Source organism: uncultured Brachyspira sp. (genome assembly GCF_949287625.1).
Lineage (GTDB): Bacteria > Spirochaetota > Brachyspiria > Brachyspirales > Brachyspiraceae > Brachyspira.
This window is the reverse complement of sequence record NZ_CASEGO010000102.1, coordinates 1-18,007: the sequence shown is the minus strand read 5'-3', so window position 1 is coordinate 18,007 and position 18,007 is coordinate 1. Positions and strand designations below refer to the sequence as shown.

17 protein-coding genes are annotated in these 18,007 nt (G+C 27.8%); 7 read left to right on the top strand and 10 right to left on the bottom strand.

Features of this window, described 5'->3' with window-relative positions; translation table 11 throughout:
• Positions 1-159: 159 nt before the first annotated feature.
• Positions 160-2,007 (bottom strand): methyl-accepting chemotaxis protein, encoded by a 1,848-nt coding sequence (locus Q1X91_RS12845; protein ID WP_300758208.1) that lies wholly within the window; start codon positions 2,005-2,007, stop codon positions 160-162.
• 115 nt (positions 2,008-2,122) lie between these two features.
• Positions 2,123-2,527 carry a hypothetical protein gene (locus Q1X91_RS12840; RefSeq protein ID WP_300758205.1) on the bottom strand — a complete coding sequence of 135 codons (405 nt, stop codon included), beginning with the start codon at positions 2,525-2,527 and terminating at the stop codon, positions 2,123-2,125.
• Between the two features lie 217 nt (positions 2,528-2,744).
• On the opposite strand from Q1X91_RS12840, the gene Q1X91_RS12835 reads away from it, so the two are divergent.
• From Q1X91_RS12835 to Q1X91_RS12810, 6 genes are all read left to right on the top strand, one after another.
• Positions 2,745-4,589: a methyl-accepting chemotaxis protein gene (locus Q1X91_RS12835; protein WP_300758203.1), complete on the top strand. Its 1,845-nt coding sequence runs from the start codon at positions 2,745-2,747 to the stop codon at positions 4,587-4,589.
• Positions 4,590-4,768: 179 nt separating this feature from the next.
• The gene (locus Q1X91_RS12830; RefSeq protein ID WP_300758202.1) at positions 4,769-6,343 is read left to right on the top strand and encodes a peptide ABC transporter substrate-binding protein; all 1,575 of its coding nucleotides are present in this window, start codon (positions 4,769-4,771) and stop codon (positions 6,341-6,343) included.
• Between the two features lie 176 nt (positions 6,344-6,519).
• Positions 6,520-7,356, top strand: a complete 837-nt coding sequence (locus tag Q1X91_RS12825) for a DUF4349 domain-containing protein (RefSeq protein ID WP_300758200.1) — start codon at positions 6,520-6,522, stop codon at positions 7,354-7,356.
• Between the two features lie 145 nt (positions 7,357-7,501).
• On the top strand, positions 7,502-7,723 hold the full coding sequence (locus Q1X91_RS12820) for a hypothetical protein (RefSeq protein WP_300758198.1): 222 nt from the start codon (positions 7,502-7,504) through the stop codon (positions 7,721-7,723).
• A 45-nt stretch (positions 7,724-7,768) separates the two neighbouring features.
• Positions 7,769-8,212, top strand: coding sequence for a periplasmic heavy metal sensor (locus Q1X91_RS12815; protein WP_300758196.1), 444 nt, complete (start codon positions 7,769-7,771; stop codon positions 8,210-8,212).
• 110 nt (positions 8,213-8,322) lie between these two features.
• Complete coding sequence (locus Q1X91_RS12810; protein WP_300758195.1) at positions 8,323-8,790, top strand: hypothetical protein; 468 nt, start codon at positions 8,323-8,325, stop codon at positions 8,788-8,790.
• A 20-nt stretch (positions 8,791-8,810) separates the two neighbouring features.
• Here the strand turns inward: Q1X91_RS12810 and Q1X91_RS12805 are convergent, their stop codons facing one another.
• Together Q1X91_RS12805 and Q1X91_RS12800 are read right to left on the bottom strand one after the other, a co-directional pair.
• On the bottom strand, positions 8,811-9,380 hold the full coding sequence (locus Q1X91_RS12805; RefSeq protein WP_300758193.1) for a hypothetical protein: 570 nt from the start codon (positions 9,378-9,380) through the stop codon (positions 8,811-8,813).
• 2 nt (positions 9,381-9,382) lie between these two features.
• Positions 9,383-9,853, bottom strand: coding sequence for an STM3941 family protein (locus Q1X91_RS12800; protein WP_300758191.1), 471 nt, complete (start codon positions 9,851-9,853; stop codon positions 9,383-9,385).
• Positions 9,854-9,990: 137 nt separating this feature from the next.
• Between Q1X91_RS12800 and Q1X91_RS12795 the strand changes: the two genes are divergently transcribed.
• Positions 9,991-10,875: an EamA family transporter gene (locus Q1X91_RS12795; protein ID WP_300758189.1), complete on the top strand. Its 885-nt coding sequence runs from the start codon at positions 9,991-9,993 to the stop codon at positions 10,873-10,875.
• Here the strand turns inward: Q1X91_RS12795 and Q1X91_RS12790 are convergent.
• From Q1X91_RS12790 to Q1X91_RS12765, 6 genes are all read right to left on the bottom strand, one after another.
• On the bottom strand, positions 10,872-11,051 hold the full coding sequence (locus Q1X91_RS12790; protein WP_300758187.1) for a hypothetical protein: 180 nt from the start codon (positions 11,049-11,051) through the stop codon (positions 10,872-10,874). The two genes, Q1X91_RS12795 and Q1X91_RS12790, sit on opposite strands and share 4 nt — an antisense overlap.
• Before the next feature lie 81 nt (positions 11,052-11,132).
• Positions 11,133-12,212, bottom strand: coding sequence for a DUF3810 domain-containing protein (locus tag Q1X91_RS12785; protein WP_300758185.1), 1,080 nt, complete (start codon positions 12,210-12,212; stop codon positions 11,133-11,135).
• 40 nt (positions 12,213-12,252) lie between these two features.
• Positions 12,253-13,056 carry a hypothetical protein gene (locus Q1X91_RS12780; protein WP_300758182.1) on the bottom strand — a complete coding sequence of 268 codons (804 nt, stop codon included), beginning with the start codon at positions 13,054-13,056 and terminating at the stop codon, positions 12,253-12,255.
• A gap of 45 nt (positions 13,057-13,101) precedes the next feature.
• Positions 13,102-15,501, bottom strand: a complete 2,400-nt coding sequence (locus tag Q1X91_RS12775; RefSeq protein ID WP_300758179.1) for a GAF domain-containing sensor histidine kinase — start codon at positions 15,499-15,501, stop codon at positions 13,102-13,104.
• A gap of 32 nt (positions 15,502-15,533) precedes the next feature.
• Positions 15,534-16,991, bottom strand: coding sequence for an alpha-amylase family glycosyl hydrolase (locus Q1X91_RS12770; protein WP_300758176.1), 1,458 nt, complete (start codon positions 16,989-16,991; stop codon positions 15,534-15,536).
• Positions 16,992-17,729: 738 nt separating this feature from the next.
• A partial coding sequence (locus Q1X91_RS12765; protein ID WP_300758173.1) for a hypothetical protein occupies positions 17,730-18,007 on the bottom strand: 278 nt, incomplete at its 5' end.

Here is an 18,007-nt window from a genome sequence, read left to right as displayed (position 1 = left end):
GGGGGTGTAGCACGACTGTGTGCTTCGCAGGGCTAGTCCCCACAAATACTAAAATTTAAAAATTTATTTTTTGACAAATCATATTTGTTTAGGTATATAATAAAAAAGCCCCGCATTCATAAAAGAAATACAGAGCCTTTAATTTTTATCTTTATAATTTTATCTGCTGCCGTCTGGAAGCTGGAATACATTTACTGCCGCCATTAATTCCTCAGACTGAGCAAATAATAGTTCAGCAGAAGCAGTTGCCTCCTCTACTAAAGCAGCATTTTTCTGTGTTGTAGAATCCATTTCATTAACAGCAATCTTTATCTGATCTATTCCATTTTGCTGTTCAACTGCACTCTGACTTATACCTTCCATAATTTTTGAGGCATCTTCTATTTTATTTTGTATATCTATAAATATTTCCTGTGATTCTCTGGCTGTACCTGTTGCTTTATCTATTTTTTCATAAACATTTTCTATCAAATCTGTAATGCTTTTTACTGAAGTCTGAGTAGTTTGAGCCAAGTTTCTTACTTCGCTTGCAACAACGGCAAAACCTTTACCCTGTTCTCCAGCTCTTGCTGCCTCTACTGAAGCATTAAGTGCCAATATATTAGTTTGAAATGCTATATCTTCAATAATTTTTGTAATATCTTTAATTTTAGAACTAGCCTCATGAACTTCTTCTATATTTGAAGTTGTTTCTGCGATAATATCTCCTGCATTCTCTACAGAAGTTTTTGATTCTAATATCATCTTACTTCCATTTATAGATTTATCAGCAGAATCCTTAATAGTTGATGAAATTTCAGCCATAGATGCAGATGTCTCTTCTATACTAGCAGCCTGACTTTCTGTTCTGTGTGCCAAATCAGTATTTTGCTCTGATAATTCTTTGGCAGCCATAGTTATATTATTAGCAGATTCTACAACTACCATTATAGTTTCTACAAGTTTTTTTCTCATAGCAACAAATGCATTAGACAATTCTCCAAGTTCATCTTTACGTTTTATTTTTTGCTTTGTAGTTCTCAAATCACCTTCTGCTATCTCTTTAGCTAAACCAACTAATATATTTAAAGGTGCTGTTATCGAACGTATAAATGCTGAAATAAAGAGTGCTATAACTACTATAGCAATAATAGAGATAATTATCATCATTTGCATAAGAGCTCTATTAGCCTCATATATTTCATTTTCAGTCATTGATACACCCAATACCCAAGGCTGAGATTTCAATGTGGTATATGAACCTACCCTTTGAGCTCCATCAAATTCATAACTTAGTATACCGCTATTTTTACTGAAAGCACTGCTATATGCAGTTGGTGCAGCTCCATTAATATTTTTCAAATCACTATGTATTTTTATAATTAAATTTTTATCTATAGCAAACATATTTCCTGTTTTGCCTATTACAAGTTTTTCTATATGAGTTTTATTTAAAGTAGACCAGTCTAATATTATATATAAATACCCAATAACCTGATTATTATTGCCTGTCACTTTTTCAAGCAGAATCAAAGACCAACCGCCTGTTGTCAAAGAACGTGTAATATTTTCTCCAAATACTCCTTTACTGCCTGAATTTATTTTTGTTCTTAAATCAGGGTGTATATCAAACATATTCTGTCCTACTAAATCCTGATTATCTGAATCTATTAATACAAGTCCGTTACTATCAGATAAACCTATATTGATAGCATATTCATTTAATGATTTGAATTTCTTAAGATTATTTAAAGCAACAGTTTTCAAATCATCGGTGCGAACTTCTAAATATCTTATTAATTCCTCTGATGTTCCATATATACTGGCAATAGTTAGCTGATCATTAAACCAAGTGTCAATCAATGAAGCATAACCTAATACTGTATTGTTAAATCCGCCGTATGTAGCATTTTTTATACTATCCGATGCCTTCATTTCTGTTATTACAATTAACACTATAATAAAAACAGTAACCATAGAAATAATAATAAGCGGCATCTTAATTTTTAGACTTTGGAACTTTCTCATAGATAATATTCTCCGAAATTAATAAAATATTTTTACATAATAAAATTATAATTATTTTTTTAAAAAAGTGTTATAGTTTTTTATAGTATACAATAATTAATAATAACATTATAAACTAAATATTATTAGAATATATATTCCTTATATAATCATAAGGAAGCATAGAATTTTTATCAGTATAAAAAAAACTGCCTATGGAGGCCGTTTCTGAAGAATATACAGTAATATTGCTTAATATATTTTCATTTGTAGAATAAATATTAATGTTATATCCTATCTTAGAATTACCCATTTTTAGTATTACCTTATTTAAAGATATACTATTCAAACTTTTTATTATAAAGTCTATATCATTAGTATCAGTTATAGATATTAACTCTCCATTATAGGAGATATCTATTTTTGATACACTTTCAGGATAGCATCTTATACCATTAAGAGGTACTTTATACCATAAAACCGCTATTATTATGATAAATAATGGAATAAAACCAACAACTTTTTTTAATTTATTTTTCATTATTCTTACTTTTGTATATCGGAGAGAAAGTATAACATATAAAATATTATTTATCAAATATTAAATAAAAAAAATATAGATATAAAATTATTTGTTTTTTTATATAAAAATTAAATAATTAATTATATATTTTTTATATAAAAAACGATAAATAACTAGATATATTTTAGAATATATAATATTATTGAATTAATATTTTATTAGTGAGGCTTTGAACATGAAAAAAAGACATTCTATAAGATTTAAAATGCCGTTAACTATAAGTATAATAACAACTATACTTCTAATAATTACAATAGTTATATTATCTTACAGATCATACATAGGTATTACTAAATCAACATATGACGGATATCATAATACTGTGGGCGGATATAAAAATATGCTTGATACTTGGTTTGAAGAAAATAATACACTAATAAGAACATACTCTATTACGCCTGCTGTTATTAATTATCTATCTGGAAATAAAACTCCTGAGGAAAGCACCGCACTAATAAGAACTCTTCAGCAGTTTGAAAGCATAAACAAATATTCTATAGACATAGGAATAACTGATACAGACGGAATAATACTTCAAAATGCCAAAAATGTAAACTTAGGAAGAAATATAAAAGAATTAAGACCTGGTATTTGGGATAATTTGGTTAAAAACAATTATGATTCAGCTTACGGAACTGAAATAATAAAATCATCTTCTGGAAATGAAATGACTTTTTCTATTATTGCAGGAGTGAAAATTAACGGAACATTTGCAGGAACTATATATATGATTCTAAACTGGGATGCTTTGGTTGCAAAACTTCAGGAACTGCAGCTGACTGAAAGCGGAAGACTAATGGCTATTAATAGTGAAAGAAATATAATGCTTGATACTAGAAATCAGATAAATACTCCTGCAAATGAAAGTTATTCTGAAGTTATAAACTCAGGAAAATCTGAAGGAATGCTTAAATACATTTCTGATTCTAACGGAGAAAAAAGGACTGCAGTATACACTAAAATGGATACTCTACCTTGGATATTATCTATGGCAGCAGATAACAGAATAATATATGCTGAAAATATACGTATGATTAGAATAGCTGTAATAGTATGTGTATTATCAATTATATTTATAAACCTTTTCTCTGTATCATACATTACTAAAACTATGAGTCCTTTGGATAAATTGATGAAAAAAGCTAATAGAATATCTGAAGGAAATATAGAAATAAATAAAAATGAAATTTTAAAAAAAGATGAATTCGGAGAACTAGAAAAAGCATTTAATATAATGAGTGAAAAACTTGCTAATGTTGTAAGCGATGTTAATGAAGCCTCTAATGAAATAGTTTTAGCTTCTCAAAGAATGATGGAAAGCAGTGTTGAACTATCAGGCAGAACAGAATCTCAGGCTTCAAGTTTGGAAGAAACTGCTTCCAGCTTAGAAGAAATAGTTTCTACAATAAAAGCATCTGCTGATAATTCTGTATCTGGAAAAGATATGATGTCAGAATCTATGGAATATATTGAAGGAGCAGCTAATATAATAGCTCAGACAACTTTAAATATAGAAGATGTTCATAAGTCAAGCGATAAAATAAAAGATATAACTAAAATTATTGAAGATATAGCATTTCAGACTAATATATTAGCACTTAATGCCTCAGTAGAGGCAGCAAGAGCTGGAGAACAAGGTAAAGGTTTTGCAGTTGTTGCAAGCGAAGTAAGAAACTTGGCTCAAACTACTCAAAGTTCTGTTAAAGATATTACAGCTCTTGTTGATAATACTGCAGAAAAAATAGATACCGCCACAAAAACTGCAAGAGAATCTCAGGAATTATTTGTACAGCTTCAGGAGAAAGTATCAGGTACTTCTCAATTAATGCAGAATATAAGCACTACTTCATTAGAACAAGAAGCGGGAGTCTCTCAAATAAGCATAGCTATTAACAATATAGAAAGTGCTACTACACAGAATGCGTCCTTAGCTGAAGAGTCTAGCGAACTTTCAAAAAAATTGTTTGATAAGGCTAAATTTTTAGAAGAAAGTATTAAGTTTTTTAATATTTCTAAATAGATGTAAATTAATAATTTTTTTAATAAATGAAGAAAGTTAATTTTTATCAATTATTATCTTTAATTATATTTTATAAAAAATATAAGATTCCCGAGAGTAATTTTTATTTTAGACAGGCTGTCTAATTAAAAAATATAATTTTCAAACAAAATACAATAAATGAAATAAGGGAGTATTATATGAAAAAAATAGTATTAATACTATTATATTTCACTTTTCTAATATCATGTTCAAATACAAAAACAGATAACGGTCTTTTAATAAATATAGGTCCAGAACCTAAAACTTTAGACCCTACATATACAGAAACATATGACGGTTCTGCATATATAGCTCATACCTTTGAAGGCTTAACTTCAAGAGACAAAGATGATAAATTAATTCCCGCAGCTGCTGAAAGTTGGGATATAAGCGATGATTATTTAAAATATACTTTTCATTTGAGAACAAATGCTAAATGGCATGACGGAGTGCCAGTAACAGCAAATGATTTCGTATATGCTTGGAGAAGAGCGGTTGATCCTAAAGCAGCAAGTTCTGTAAGTTATCAGCTAAACCCTATAAAAAATGCAGCAAAAATCATTAACAGCGAACTTCCTATAGAAGAATTGGGAGTAAAAGCATTAGATGATTACACTTTAGAAGTTACATTAGAAAGTCCTACTGCGTACTTTTTGGACTTGCTTGCAATTACAATATACAGCCCTCTTAGAGAAGATATTATAAACGAATATGGAGATTCTTGGAGTCAAAAAAAATATATAGGCAACGGACCTTACTATGTAAGCGAACATATTAATAATGATAAATTAGTAATGATAAAAAGTACAAATTATTGGAACAGCGAAAATATCACTGCTGAGAAACTTACATTTGCACTTTTAGATAATCCTAATACTATAGTATCTTCTATAGAAAACGGTACTTTGATGTTTGGAAGCAATCCTCCTCTTCAGGATATACCTAAATTGACAGAAGAAGGATATATAGATTATGTTCCTTTGCTTGCCATTTATTTTTTATCTGTCAATACTACAAATGAGGTGTTAAAAGATAAAAGAGTAAGAAATGCACTTTCTCTTTCAATAGACAGAAACTATATAATAAAAAACGTTACTAAAGGGGCAGAAACTCCTGCTGCTGCTTTAGTTCCTCCTCCAGTATATGATATAGAAGGCTCTTTCAGAGAAAATGGAGGAGATTATTTCAGCACAAAAGAAGAGGATTATGCTAAAAATATAGAAGAGGCAAAAAGACTGCTTGCTGAAGCTGGATACCCTGACGGAAAGAATTTTCCTGTTATAGAGTTTACTGTTGAATCAGAAAGCTCAAAAAATATATTTGAAGCTGTGCAGCAGATGTGGAAAGAAAATTTAAATATAGATACTGTAGTTAATCAGCTTGAATGGGGAGTATTTATGCAGACTACTAGAGGAGATAAAAATTTCCAAATAGCACGTTCCGGCTGGATGGGAGATTATAATGACCCTATGACTTTTCTCGATACTTTCTTAAGCTATAGTCCGCAAAATACAGGAAGCTATTATAATAAAGAATATGAAGAACTCATAAAATCTGCACTTACTAACGGAGATAAAGTTTCAAGAATGCAGACACTTCATAAGGCAGAAGATGTATTAATGGCTGATATGCCTTTCATACCTTTGTATTTCTACAGCAGAGTTATACTTGTAAGACCAGAACTAAAAGGTGTTAAAATAAATAAAAATGGGGCTTGTAATAATTATTATTAAGCCCTATTTTTTGTTATTAAACAATACATACTTAAAAATTATTCAGCAATTACTAATTTTTAAAAATAGTTTTACCGCAAGTATATTATAAGCATTATATAAAATTAAAAGAATATTGAAAAAATAATAATACATGATATGTTTATAATATATTTCTATTAATGGGGGTAATAGTTATGAAAAAAATAATCATCATATTAATAAGCATATTTTTATTATTATCATGCGGCGGCAACAGCGGGACATCAACTAATCTTTATTCTAAATCATCTTATGATACTGCAGCAAGTATTACTGAAGAAGAAATATCTGATGAAAGAGAAAATATTAATACAAGCGGAAATATTGAGAGAAAATTAATTATAACTGCTAATATAACAATTAATTCAAAAGATGTTGAAAAAACATATAAAAGCGTAGAAGAAAAAATAAAAGAATATAAAGGATATTTTGATAATGTAGAATCTTCAAAAAACAGATATTACCTTACAATAAGAATACCTAAAGAAAATTTAAATAATTTCATTTTATTTTTAGAGGAAAATGAAAATGTAGAAAATAAAAATATTAATACTAAAGATGTTACAGATACATATTATGATACAGAAAACAGAATAAAAAACAGAGAAGTATTATTAGAAAAATTAAGAAATTATTTAAGAGAGGCTAAAAATATTGATGAAATATTAAAAGTAGAAGACAGAATTAATACTTTAACATATGAAATAGAATCGATGAAAGGAACATTAGAAAATCTTAATTCATCTGTAAACTATTCTAAAGTAACTTTAAATATTTCAGACAGAGAAGCTATAAAGTCTGGAAACAATAATCTTTATAATAAATACATAAATTTAATATCATTTCTAAAAGCATTCTTCTCTTCAATAGGATTTTTTTTAATTGGTTTTGTAGCTGTTTCAATACCTATAGTACTAATAGCAGCATTATTCTACTATATATGCTTTGGAAAAATAGGTTTAATAAAAAAATTATACAAAAAAATTAAATAAATTATAATACTCACACCTAGTATAGTAAAAAAATCGTTTTTTTTATCAAATTTCCAAATTTTTTGGGAACTTTTAAATATAGTCTGCGTCTAATAAAGCATAAGAAAAACAAAAAATAACAAAAATAAAATTAAGGAGAAAACGTATGAAAAAAGGCGTCATCATTTTTACAGCATTAGCAATTATGCTTCTTGCTTCTTTGTCTTTATTTGCTCAATATGGAAGAGGTTACGGCAGAGGCGGATACGGAAGAGGAAATTACTGCGGTTATAATTCAGGCTATGGCAGATATAATAATCCTGATTACAGATATAATAACGGATACAGAGGAAATTACAACGGCTGTTATTATTACAATGCACAATAAAAAATAAAATAAAAATTATTTATAAATAAAAAAAGGAGAAAAAACATGACAAACAAAATTAACAAAAAAGCAATTATATTAATATCAATAGCAATTATGATTTTTGGTTCAGTATCTTTATTTGCACAATACGGCAGAGGTTATGGCAGAGGATACGGTGCTGGTTATGGTGCAGGCTATGGCGGATGCGGTATTGGTTACGGTGCTGGATACGGAAGAGGTTATTACGGATATTATAACAATCAGCTTACTCAAGAACAAATTGATCAAATAAGAACTATACAGGATAAATATTTCCCTCAAATGGATACTTTGAGAAGAGAAATATACAATCAAACACAAAATATTAATGCTGAAATGAGAAAAGATACTCCAGATCAAAATGCTATCAATACTGCAATAGATTCAAGAAGCAAAGCATCTGCTGATTTACAAAAATTGAGAACTCAATGCTTTTTAGAAATAGACAAAGTATACCAAAATAAATAATTTTTTAATCGCTCAACTTTAATATCCCGTGTAATAATAAAATTATTATGCGGGAGCTTTTATTTTTTTAGGTTTATTTGTTTTAAATAGTATATAAGGAGAGTACAACTATGAAAATATTATTTTTATTTTTAAGTATTGCTAGTTTAGCTTTTTCACAATATTATTACAGCCCAGCACCTAGAGTTGGAAATGTAAAGCCTTATGTACCTCCAAGAGCAAAATCTGCTATACCTCTTTATCCGTATAAAAATGATCTCACAACTCCAAGATTTGCTAATCCAGGATATACTAAAAGTTACTATAGAAACGGAAGATTTCATTATTTCGGAAGCGGATATATGAGCTACAGAGACAGACAAAAACTAGAAGCTATAAATGGAAGATATTCTCCAAGATACAGAATGCTTGAAAATCAAATGAAAATAAATAATTCTACAATTAAGGCACAAATAAATCAAAAAAATCCTAATAATAATGCTGTAAATAGTGCTGTTAATGATAATTTTAGAATACAGATGGAAATGCAGATGATTAGAACTTTGAGAGAACTTGATCTAAATAGACATTTTAAATAAAATTAATTTAATAAAAATTATTAATAGTAATCTCTGTAGTATTTTTTATAATCTTCTTCTTTGCTGCTATTTTCTTCATCATCAGAATAATTATCATAAAAGAAGTCAAACATACTATTAATAAATTTATTGCTTATATCCAAATCGCCCAAATGTATATATAAAGGATTTTCTGATATTACCCTGCCCTTAAACTTTCTTAAATAATAGCTTTGAGGATCTTTTAAATATATAAATAAATATCCTCCTATAATATCCAAATCTTTTATCTCTTTCCAAAGTACATATATATAACTTTTTACAAGCAGATTATTATAATATATTCCCTTATCATCTAATATAAAACTAGGAATCTTAAAGAAAATACTTTTTATCAAAATTATAGAGAGTATAACAACTCCAAAAATAAAAAAGCATACTACAAATATAATAGCCGCTCTCATTTCACTATCAGCTTCTGTAAATAATACACTTATAAGAAGAATAGCAATTATTAATCCTATCATCATTACAGCAAAATATCTAATATTATTAATATAAACTTTAACAGAAAATTTACTGTTTGAAAATAATTTATCAATATCTTTCATAATCAAACAACCCCAGTACTTTTTTCAAAATAATATGTTATCATAGCTAGAACAGTAACAGGATCTTTTAATCCCGACATATAAAAAACAATAGGTTCATTAGGATTTTTTCTATTTATAGATAAACTGCTTTCTTCTTTTAAGTATAAATATATAAATGTTTTTGAAAAAGATATTTCTCTAATATCAGTCCATTTTACAAATATATTTTTATTTTTTAATAGGATATTATACATTATTCCATTTTCATCTAAAATAATTATAGGCTTTCCTGATTTTAGCAACTGAATCATGAACACAAAAAAACATATTAAAAAAAATGATAAACTAATGGTAAATAATATTTTTTTATAAGAACTTGAATGCAGAAAAGCTAATATTGAAATTACAATAAAGACAGAAGAAAATAATAATAATAAAGCTAATTTTCTTTTACTGTTATATATTTCAATTTTAGGTAAATCTTTATCCATTTTCAGTTCCTCTTTTAATTACTATTATAACATATATATTAAATAAAAAAACAATTCAATAAAATAAATGCATTTGACAAATAATAATTTTAATTTAAAATCCTTCAAAATAACAAATCTATAAAGAGTATTATATAATGCTTAAAAAAATAGTTCCAATTTTTCCTATACTAGCAGGCATATTATGGGGTGCTACTGGTATATTTATAAGAAAATCTGCAGAATTATCAATGAACAATATAACAATAGTATCTTCAAAGGCTGTAACTGCATCCGTTATAATGTTTGCATCAATATTTTTATATAATAAATCATTAATAAAAATACATTTAAAAGACATATTCATATTTATATCGGCTGCTTTAATAGGAATGCTTGGAGTAAATATATTTTTTAATGAAAGCGTTAGTTTTTTATCTTTATCTTTAGCAGCAGTTTTATTAAGTCTCTCGCCTATATTTGTACTTTTGCTGTCATATTTTTTATATAAAGAAAAAATTACATTAAAAAAATTAATATCTATTATATCAGCATTTTTCGGCTGCATACTTGTAAGCAATATACTTAAATCAGAAGTGAAAATATCATTATGGGGTATAATAAGCGGACTGCTTGCTGCTTTTTCATATGCCCTTTATAGTATAATATCAAAAAAAGCTATGCTTAAAGGATATCATTCTCTTACTATCACTCTATATGCTTTTATATTTATTTCTATAATAACAGCACCTTTCGCTGATTGGAATTTAATTATAGATTTAGTAAAAAAAGATAATAATATATTTATTTTTATAATACTTCATTCTCTATTAGTTTTAATACTTCCTTATGTATTTTATACTGTATCATTAAATTATATGGATACTGGAAAAGCCTCTATACTTGCCTCATGCGAACCTATTGCTGCATCAGTATTTGGAATTATATTCTTTAATGAAATACCAAATATTTTTTCAGTTATAGGTATTATATTAACAATTACAGCTTTAACATTATTAAGTATAAATACTAATAAAAATTAATCATCTATTTTTACAATATGATCAATATTTTTAGTTCTTGAACTTTTGCAGTAAGGACATCTCTGAGGATTAAGTTTAAAAATAAGTAAATTTACAGTATACTTTTTTCTTCTTAATGAAAATCTTCTTTTACAGCTTTTGCATTGATAAAAATAAGGAGGCTCATCTAATTTCATAAAATACCTTTTAAAAATTTGTTATTTTTTTTTAAATTATAAAAATCAATGTTTAATAATTATCGTAAAAATTTCAAAACATTAAAGATTAGAATTATTTTTATAATAAAGCACAAGTAATCTCACTACCCTAGAATAGCTTTTTACTCCATAATGCTGATTATTAGCTTTCAAATATGTATCATTAACTTTTTCGCTTACTTTAGATAATTGTCCGAAATATCCCTGCCAAAACTCATAATATTTTTTTATTTCATCTTTAGTTTCATTATTCAAATTAGACATCAAATGAGAATAATTTTCATCTCTCTTTATCTCTCCAAGTACATAAAGAAGTGCCTCAAAATTAGCAGAATATCTTACAAAAGCATCTGTATTTTTTGAGCATACCACATACGATATAAAATTAGCCTCATCTTCATAAGCTATCCCTATTTGATGAGCCATCTCATGTGCTATTGTAAATGGAATAGATACACTAGGAATAAGAATATTAACATTAGCTTCCGATGTAAAAGGAGAATATATGCCAGTTATCTGCAGATGTAAAAATAATTTTGATATTTTTATAGGCTTTGTTTTTGAATAATGCATATTAAGAAACTCAAAATATTCAAATACTTTATTATATTCACTCTCTACAATTCTATTTAATACCTGATAATTAGTATTAATATCAATATATTTTATCTCATCTTTAAGATCATTAACATTTCTTATAAGCCTGTCAGCTAGATTATATATATCATCATCTGTGATACTGCTGTTATTCGTATAATACTCTATTAAAGGCACTCTGTAATAATTAAGTCCCCATACTAACATAAAAACTATATATATCAGTACTATGAAACATATAAAAACATATATAAAGTTTAAAGCCGTTTTTATTTTTTCTTTAATAGAAGCGATATTGTGATTAAAAAAAGAATGCTTTAAAGCAATTATTACAAATAAAATAACCGCTATAATAAAAACAAAAAGTAAAACTTCTCCTATAGAAAAACTCACATTGGAAGAGAGCTTATTTAAAGAGCCTGCTATAGTTTTGTATATAGTCCTAGAATAAAAGTTTTCTACAAAATTTTTAGAAAAAGTTATTATTTTTAATATAACAGCAATAAAAACAAGTGATAATATTAATGTTATTTTTAGTTTCATCTTAATTAATATTATACTAAAAAAGAGAAAATTGTCAAAACTACTTCATTTTTTTTATGTCAGCGTCCATTTTCTTTTTCCACAAGTCATACATTTTCTTTTTTTCTTCTGACTCTTCGGCTTCATTTAAATATACATGTATTCTTCTAAGAGAAGCTATTATATTTAAAGCCATTTTCATATCATCTAATCTTTTATCCTGAAGCTCATACTTCGTTCTGTACTGTTCAGCGGAAGCTGCCAATAATTTTTTTACAAGCTCCATCATTTTAACTCTGTATTTATAGCCTTCTATCTCAGGGCTTAAATCTCTGATATATGTTTTAAAATCTATCATGTTTTTACCCAAAGTAGCAAATCTTCCCTCTATTTCAACAAAGTTTTGAAGCCATTTAGAGTTTTCCCCGTAGCAGTATTTGAAATAATCTATAACATATCCGAAAGAACAGATAAATTGATATTTCCATTCATCTGTTAATTTATCTCTTAAATAATCATGTATCTCTTCATTTAAAGATAATGAATCATCAGTATGATTTCCGAAAACCTCTTCCAAAAGCATAATTGCCTTATTAATATAACGTCTTCCGTCATTAAGCTGATTATCAGAACGCACATCTATATATTCTATGGCAATATAGCATGTAGTTGCAATAAAAGAAGAAGCCTGAATATAGAGCACAGCGGCATCTATCTTTTTTCTGCATATTTCAAAATGATCCTCTAATAGTAATAAATCTTTCTCTACTTTTACTAATTTTGATTCTATACCAGAAAGCAGATCTTTATATTTATTCTGCATTCTAGTACATTCAGCTTTTGCTGCCTCGCTTATTTTTGCCATAATTACATCTCCACATTTTTATTGTCGGAAAACGCTTTGAATTTTTTAATTATTTAAACTAACAGGGATAGAAACAAAAAAAGCTGTTATTTTTAAAGAATCATTAACACTTTTTAATACCATACTTCCCCCATGAGCTTCAACTATTCTTTTAGATATAGCAAGCCCTATACCTACCCCATGACTTTTTGTAGTAAAAAACGGAGTAAATATCTTCTCTGCCAAATCTGGTTCTATATAGGAATCTGTATTTTCAACTATTATATCTATCATAGATTCTCTGTAGGCATTATCATCAAATATAACACTGATAAATGAACCATCTTTATTATCTTCTATAGCATCTATAGCATTAATAATAAGATTAAACACAACCTCATTCATTCTGTCATAATCCCATCTTACAACATCTTCTTTTGTCATTTTTAAAGCATAGAATTTGATATTTTTACCGCTTTTCTTTATATATTCTTTTGAAAGGATAGTCAAATATTTTATCATATCATCAATTTTAATATTATCAACTTCCAAATTAATACTTTTAGCAAATGACAAATTCCTTCTAAGATAATTTTCCAAATTTTCTACTTCATTAGCAATTATCTGAGCATAATTTTTAATAGTCTCATCTTTGCTTACTTTCACAAGCCTATTTGCAAACCCTGCAATAGGAACTATAAAGTTTCTTAAATTATGTGCCATAGAAGAACTCATTTCTCCTATTATAGCCAAACTCTTTAAATCAAGCAATGTTTTCTGTGCTGCCTTAAGAGCATTATTATTTTTTTCCATTTCATTATAAAGAGAAGAATATTCCAAAGCAACAGCCGCCTGCCTGCCAAACATCTTTAAATAATCAAGATCATCTTCAGGTATAGGATTTCCATTATAAGGATTATCAACAACTATCATACCTATACAATTAACTGAGTTCATTATTGGTATAATAGCAAAAGGATAATCCCCGAATATGTTAGTGTATTTTTTTATTTGATTTACTTCATCATTATTCTCTACATTAAGCACATTAATACTATTTTTATTATTAAACACATCGAAAAACAGCCTGCAGTTTTCATTATTAGGTATAACTGTATTTAAAAACTGCTGATTCAAATCCCATGCATCTTCAACACTTCTTTTATCAAAAGAAAGCATTAATTTCTCTCTTAAAGCATACTTATCTAAGTTCTGCATATTGCTCCATATCATTCCAGCATCCTGAGCATTTTTAGGAGCTACACACATACGTCCTCTAAATACATTAAACTCCCTATCATAAAGAAAGGCAAAAGCCCTATTAAAAGCAAATACATCTCCTATAGTTGTAATTGTAAGAAGCAAAAATAATATATCTTCAGTTTTAGAACGCTCCAACAAAATATTGCTTATATCGTACAATGTGCTTAAACGAGACATATGCTTTGTATTTTTCTCATTAGCCTTGCTTAATGCTATCATACTGTAATGTTCTGAAATTCTGCTTGATATATTAGCTAAAAGGGGATTAAATAAATTAAGATCATCGGCATCGAAATCTCCCAAAGGATTAACAGCATCTGGAATCTTATCTATAACTACAATGTATCCTATACACCCTTTTTTTACTGGTATCCTATTGAAAAGGACAGATCTATTTATTACACCTTCAAATCTCTTATAATATTTGTTCTTGGCTGCATTATTTATAAAAAATATGTTATTATCCCAATATTCCTCTATATAAGAATTATCTTCAAAAATAGAATAGTCAAAATTTTCTGGAAATCCGTAACTTGATCTTAAATACAAATTATTATCTTCATCTCTAAGCCTAATAAAAGCCTTGCTTGCTGTAAAAATATTTGCGATATCCGAAGCTAAATTATTAAGATTATTTTCAAAATCATCTACATCGCTTAACTTCAAATAAAGTTCTCTAAGAAGTTTTAATTGTTTATCTCTTTCTTTATATGTTACACTTTGAAGTACATTATTAGCATAAACAGCAAAATGACCTATAACATTTTTTATCTCATCGACTATTTCTCTATAAAAATCAATCTTATTCTCTTTATTTCTAAAAACAACAACACCTATAGGGTGAGCATAGAAAAATATAGGAAGTACAAAAATTGAAGCATAATTAGAAAATACTTCCATATCTGTATGATTTATATTTCCGCCTATAAAAATTTTCTGATCATATAATACATCTTTACAATGACTTGCCTCTATAGGAAAATCTACTTTACATACATAGTATCTGTCTATACCATATACGCCTCTTAATATAAGATAATCACCTTTAGGAAAATACACCTCTCCGCAGTCAAATCCATAATATTGACAAGTTTTCTCCAAAAATAAATCAACAACTCTGTCTATTTCATTAGTATTCTCAGCAAAAAGAAGCCCCATAGATAAATCTGAAAAAAAACTGTCTATCGATTTTCTCTCTTCCATAAAACAAACGCCTTATATAATTTTTTTATTCTCTATACCCAATAAGTTTCTTCTCTCAATGTAAATATTTTAAGCTCATACGGCAATATTTTTACAGTATCTGTAATATTATTAACTGCATTCTCAAAAGAGATATCATACTTAATACCGTATTTATTAGCATCAAGCAGCCTTTCTTTAGAGGTAATATTTACAACTATTAAAAGTTTGTCTTTGCCGTCCAAGCTGTATTTATAAAATTTCCTAAAAGGATCTTTTTTATTGTTTTCTTCTTTACTGTTATCCTCATAATATTCATGATGCTCATGATATTCATAATTGGGATTATTTTCGCCTTCTTTTTTTAATTTTTCAATTTTCTTTTTTTCTTCTATATCAAGAGAAACTATTTCTCCGCAGTCGGCAAGTATTCTATTTTGTTTTACATAACTTATGATATTCTTAATATATTCGCTTAAATCATAGCTTATATTTTCATAATCTTTCTCACTTCCGCCTACAACATTACATCTGTTTATAAAGCCGTATTCATCGCCTGTGGTTATCATCCACATATCACATACTATGGCTGTAAATAAAAAAGTCTGCTTTACTCTCCAGATATTTCCGTCATATTCTGTAATAAGTCTTTTAGTATCATGATTGCTTGGAAAAGCTATTTGTCGGCATTTTTTACGCACCAAATCATACTGCTCTACAAACCATTCCCCCTCATAATCCCACCATTTGGCACTGCTTGCAACATAATCAAATCCTGCATCTATAAGTTTTTCCGTATCCTCAATAGAACAGCCTAAACTCTCTGCAAAAAATATAACATCTTTATTATATTCTTTAGCATTATCTATTAAATACTTCCATAATTCTTTAGGAACTTTATATGCAGCATCACATCTAAAGCCTTCAAATCCTAAATCAAGATTATGTTTTATCAAATCATTCCAATAATACCATATAGGATTTAATATTTCATAATTATTATTTGTCACTTCAGCACTATTTTCATTGTTATTATTTTCTTTATTTATGTCTTCTGTTTCTTCTTCATCTTTTTCATTAGGATCTCTTTTGTTATTGAATATAGCCAAATCACCCCATTCAATCCACTTGCCATTATCCCAAGCACCTGGCGACTGCAAAGCTCCGTCTTTAGTTTTATACCATTCTATATGCTCCTGAGTCAAATTACAGTCTTTTGAAGAATGATTGATAACTAAATCTATCATTACTTTAATCTGCTTACTACGGCAATAAAATATAAAATCTCTCAGCTCTTTTTCAGCTATATTTTGATTACTGCTTGTAAAAAATGAAGGGTTATACTGATAATAATATTTAGTAGCATACAAACTGCCGCTAAAGCCCGGATATGTAATAGGATTTATATATATCCATTCAAAACCCATAGCCTTGATTCTATCAACATGGCTGTACCAATTTTTTATATGCCCTAAAAGCGGCGGAAACAAATTATATCCAGAAACTCTCATTCCTACAATTATATACGAATAATAAAAAAAAACAACTTTTTATAACGATATTTTAATAATAAAAACACTATTATATTTATTAATTTTAATACTATGAACATTTGAAGAACATTATAAAGTTTAATATTACATAACAATGATTTTACGTTTCTACAAATAATAATATAAAAAGTATATTATATTTGTTTAATAATTAAATTTATTAATTCATAATATAATATTATAGACATTACATTATAGAATTTTTACCGATATAAACTTTAGTTATATATACCTAAACAAATACAGTTTGTCAAAGAATAAATTTTTAAATTTTAGTATTTGTGGGAACTAGCCCCCTTTGTGACGCCTGTCTGCCTCGCTCTGCGTGCCGTAGGCAGGCGAAAAGACTGCATTTTACACTGAATTCAGTAATTTATCCTACATATAAAACATAATTAGTACGATTTAATAATAATTTTAATACTTGCACTTTCGCGAAGCGTATCCGAGCTTGTCAAGGATATTAAGGTTCTTTGACGCTGTCCGCCTGTGGTGTGCGGCGGGAAAAAGGACAACATAAAAATTGACAAAGTTAAAAATTTTCAGTATATACCTAAATAACTAAAATTTGACAAAAATTAATTTTTTTAATTTAAAATATTTGCAGGGCTTTGCCCCGCACCCCAGTTCTTTTATTGGTATAAAAGAACCAAAAGAACTGCATTTTTAGCCTAAATTTCGAGTATTACTATACATTTAATACATATCTTTAAAATATAAAGTTCTAGCAATTGCGTTTTTCGTGAAACGTATCCGAAGGATAAAAACTTTTGGCGAAGCCCGCCTGCGACCGAAGGAAGTACTGTTAAGTATGGCGTGTGCGGCAAAAAAGTTGATAATTTTGTATAATGTGCCCCAATTGACAAAATAAAATTGTTCCAGTATATACCTAAACAAATACAGTTTGTCAAAAAATAAATTTTTTAAATTTTGATATTTGCGGGGCTTTGCCCCACACCCCAGTTCTTTTGTTG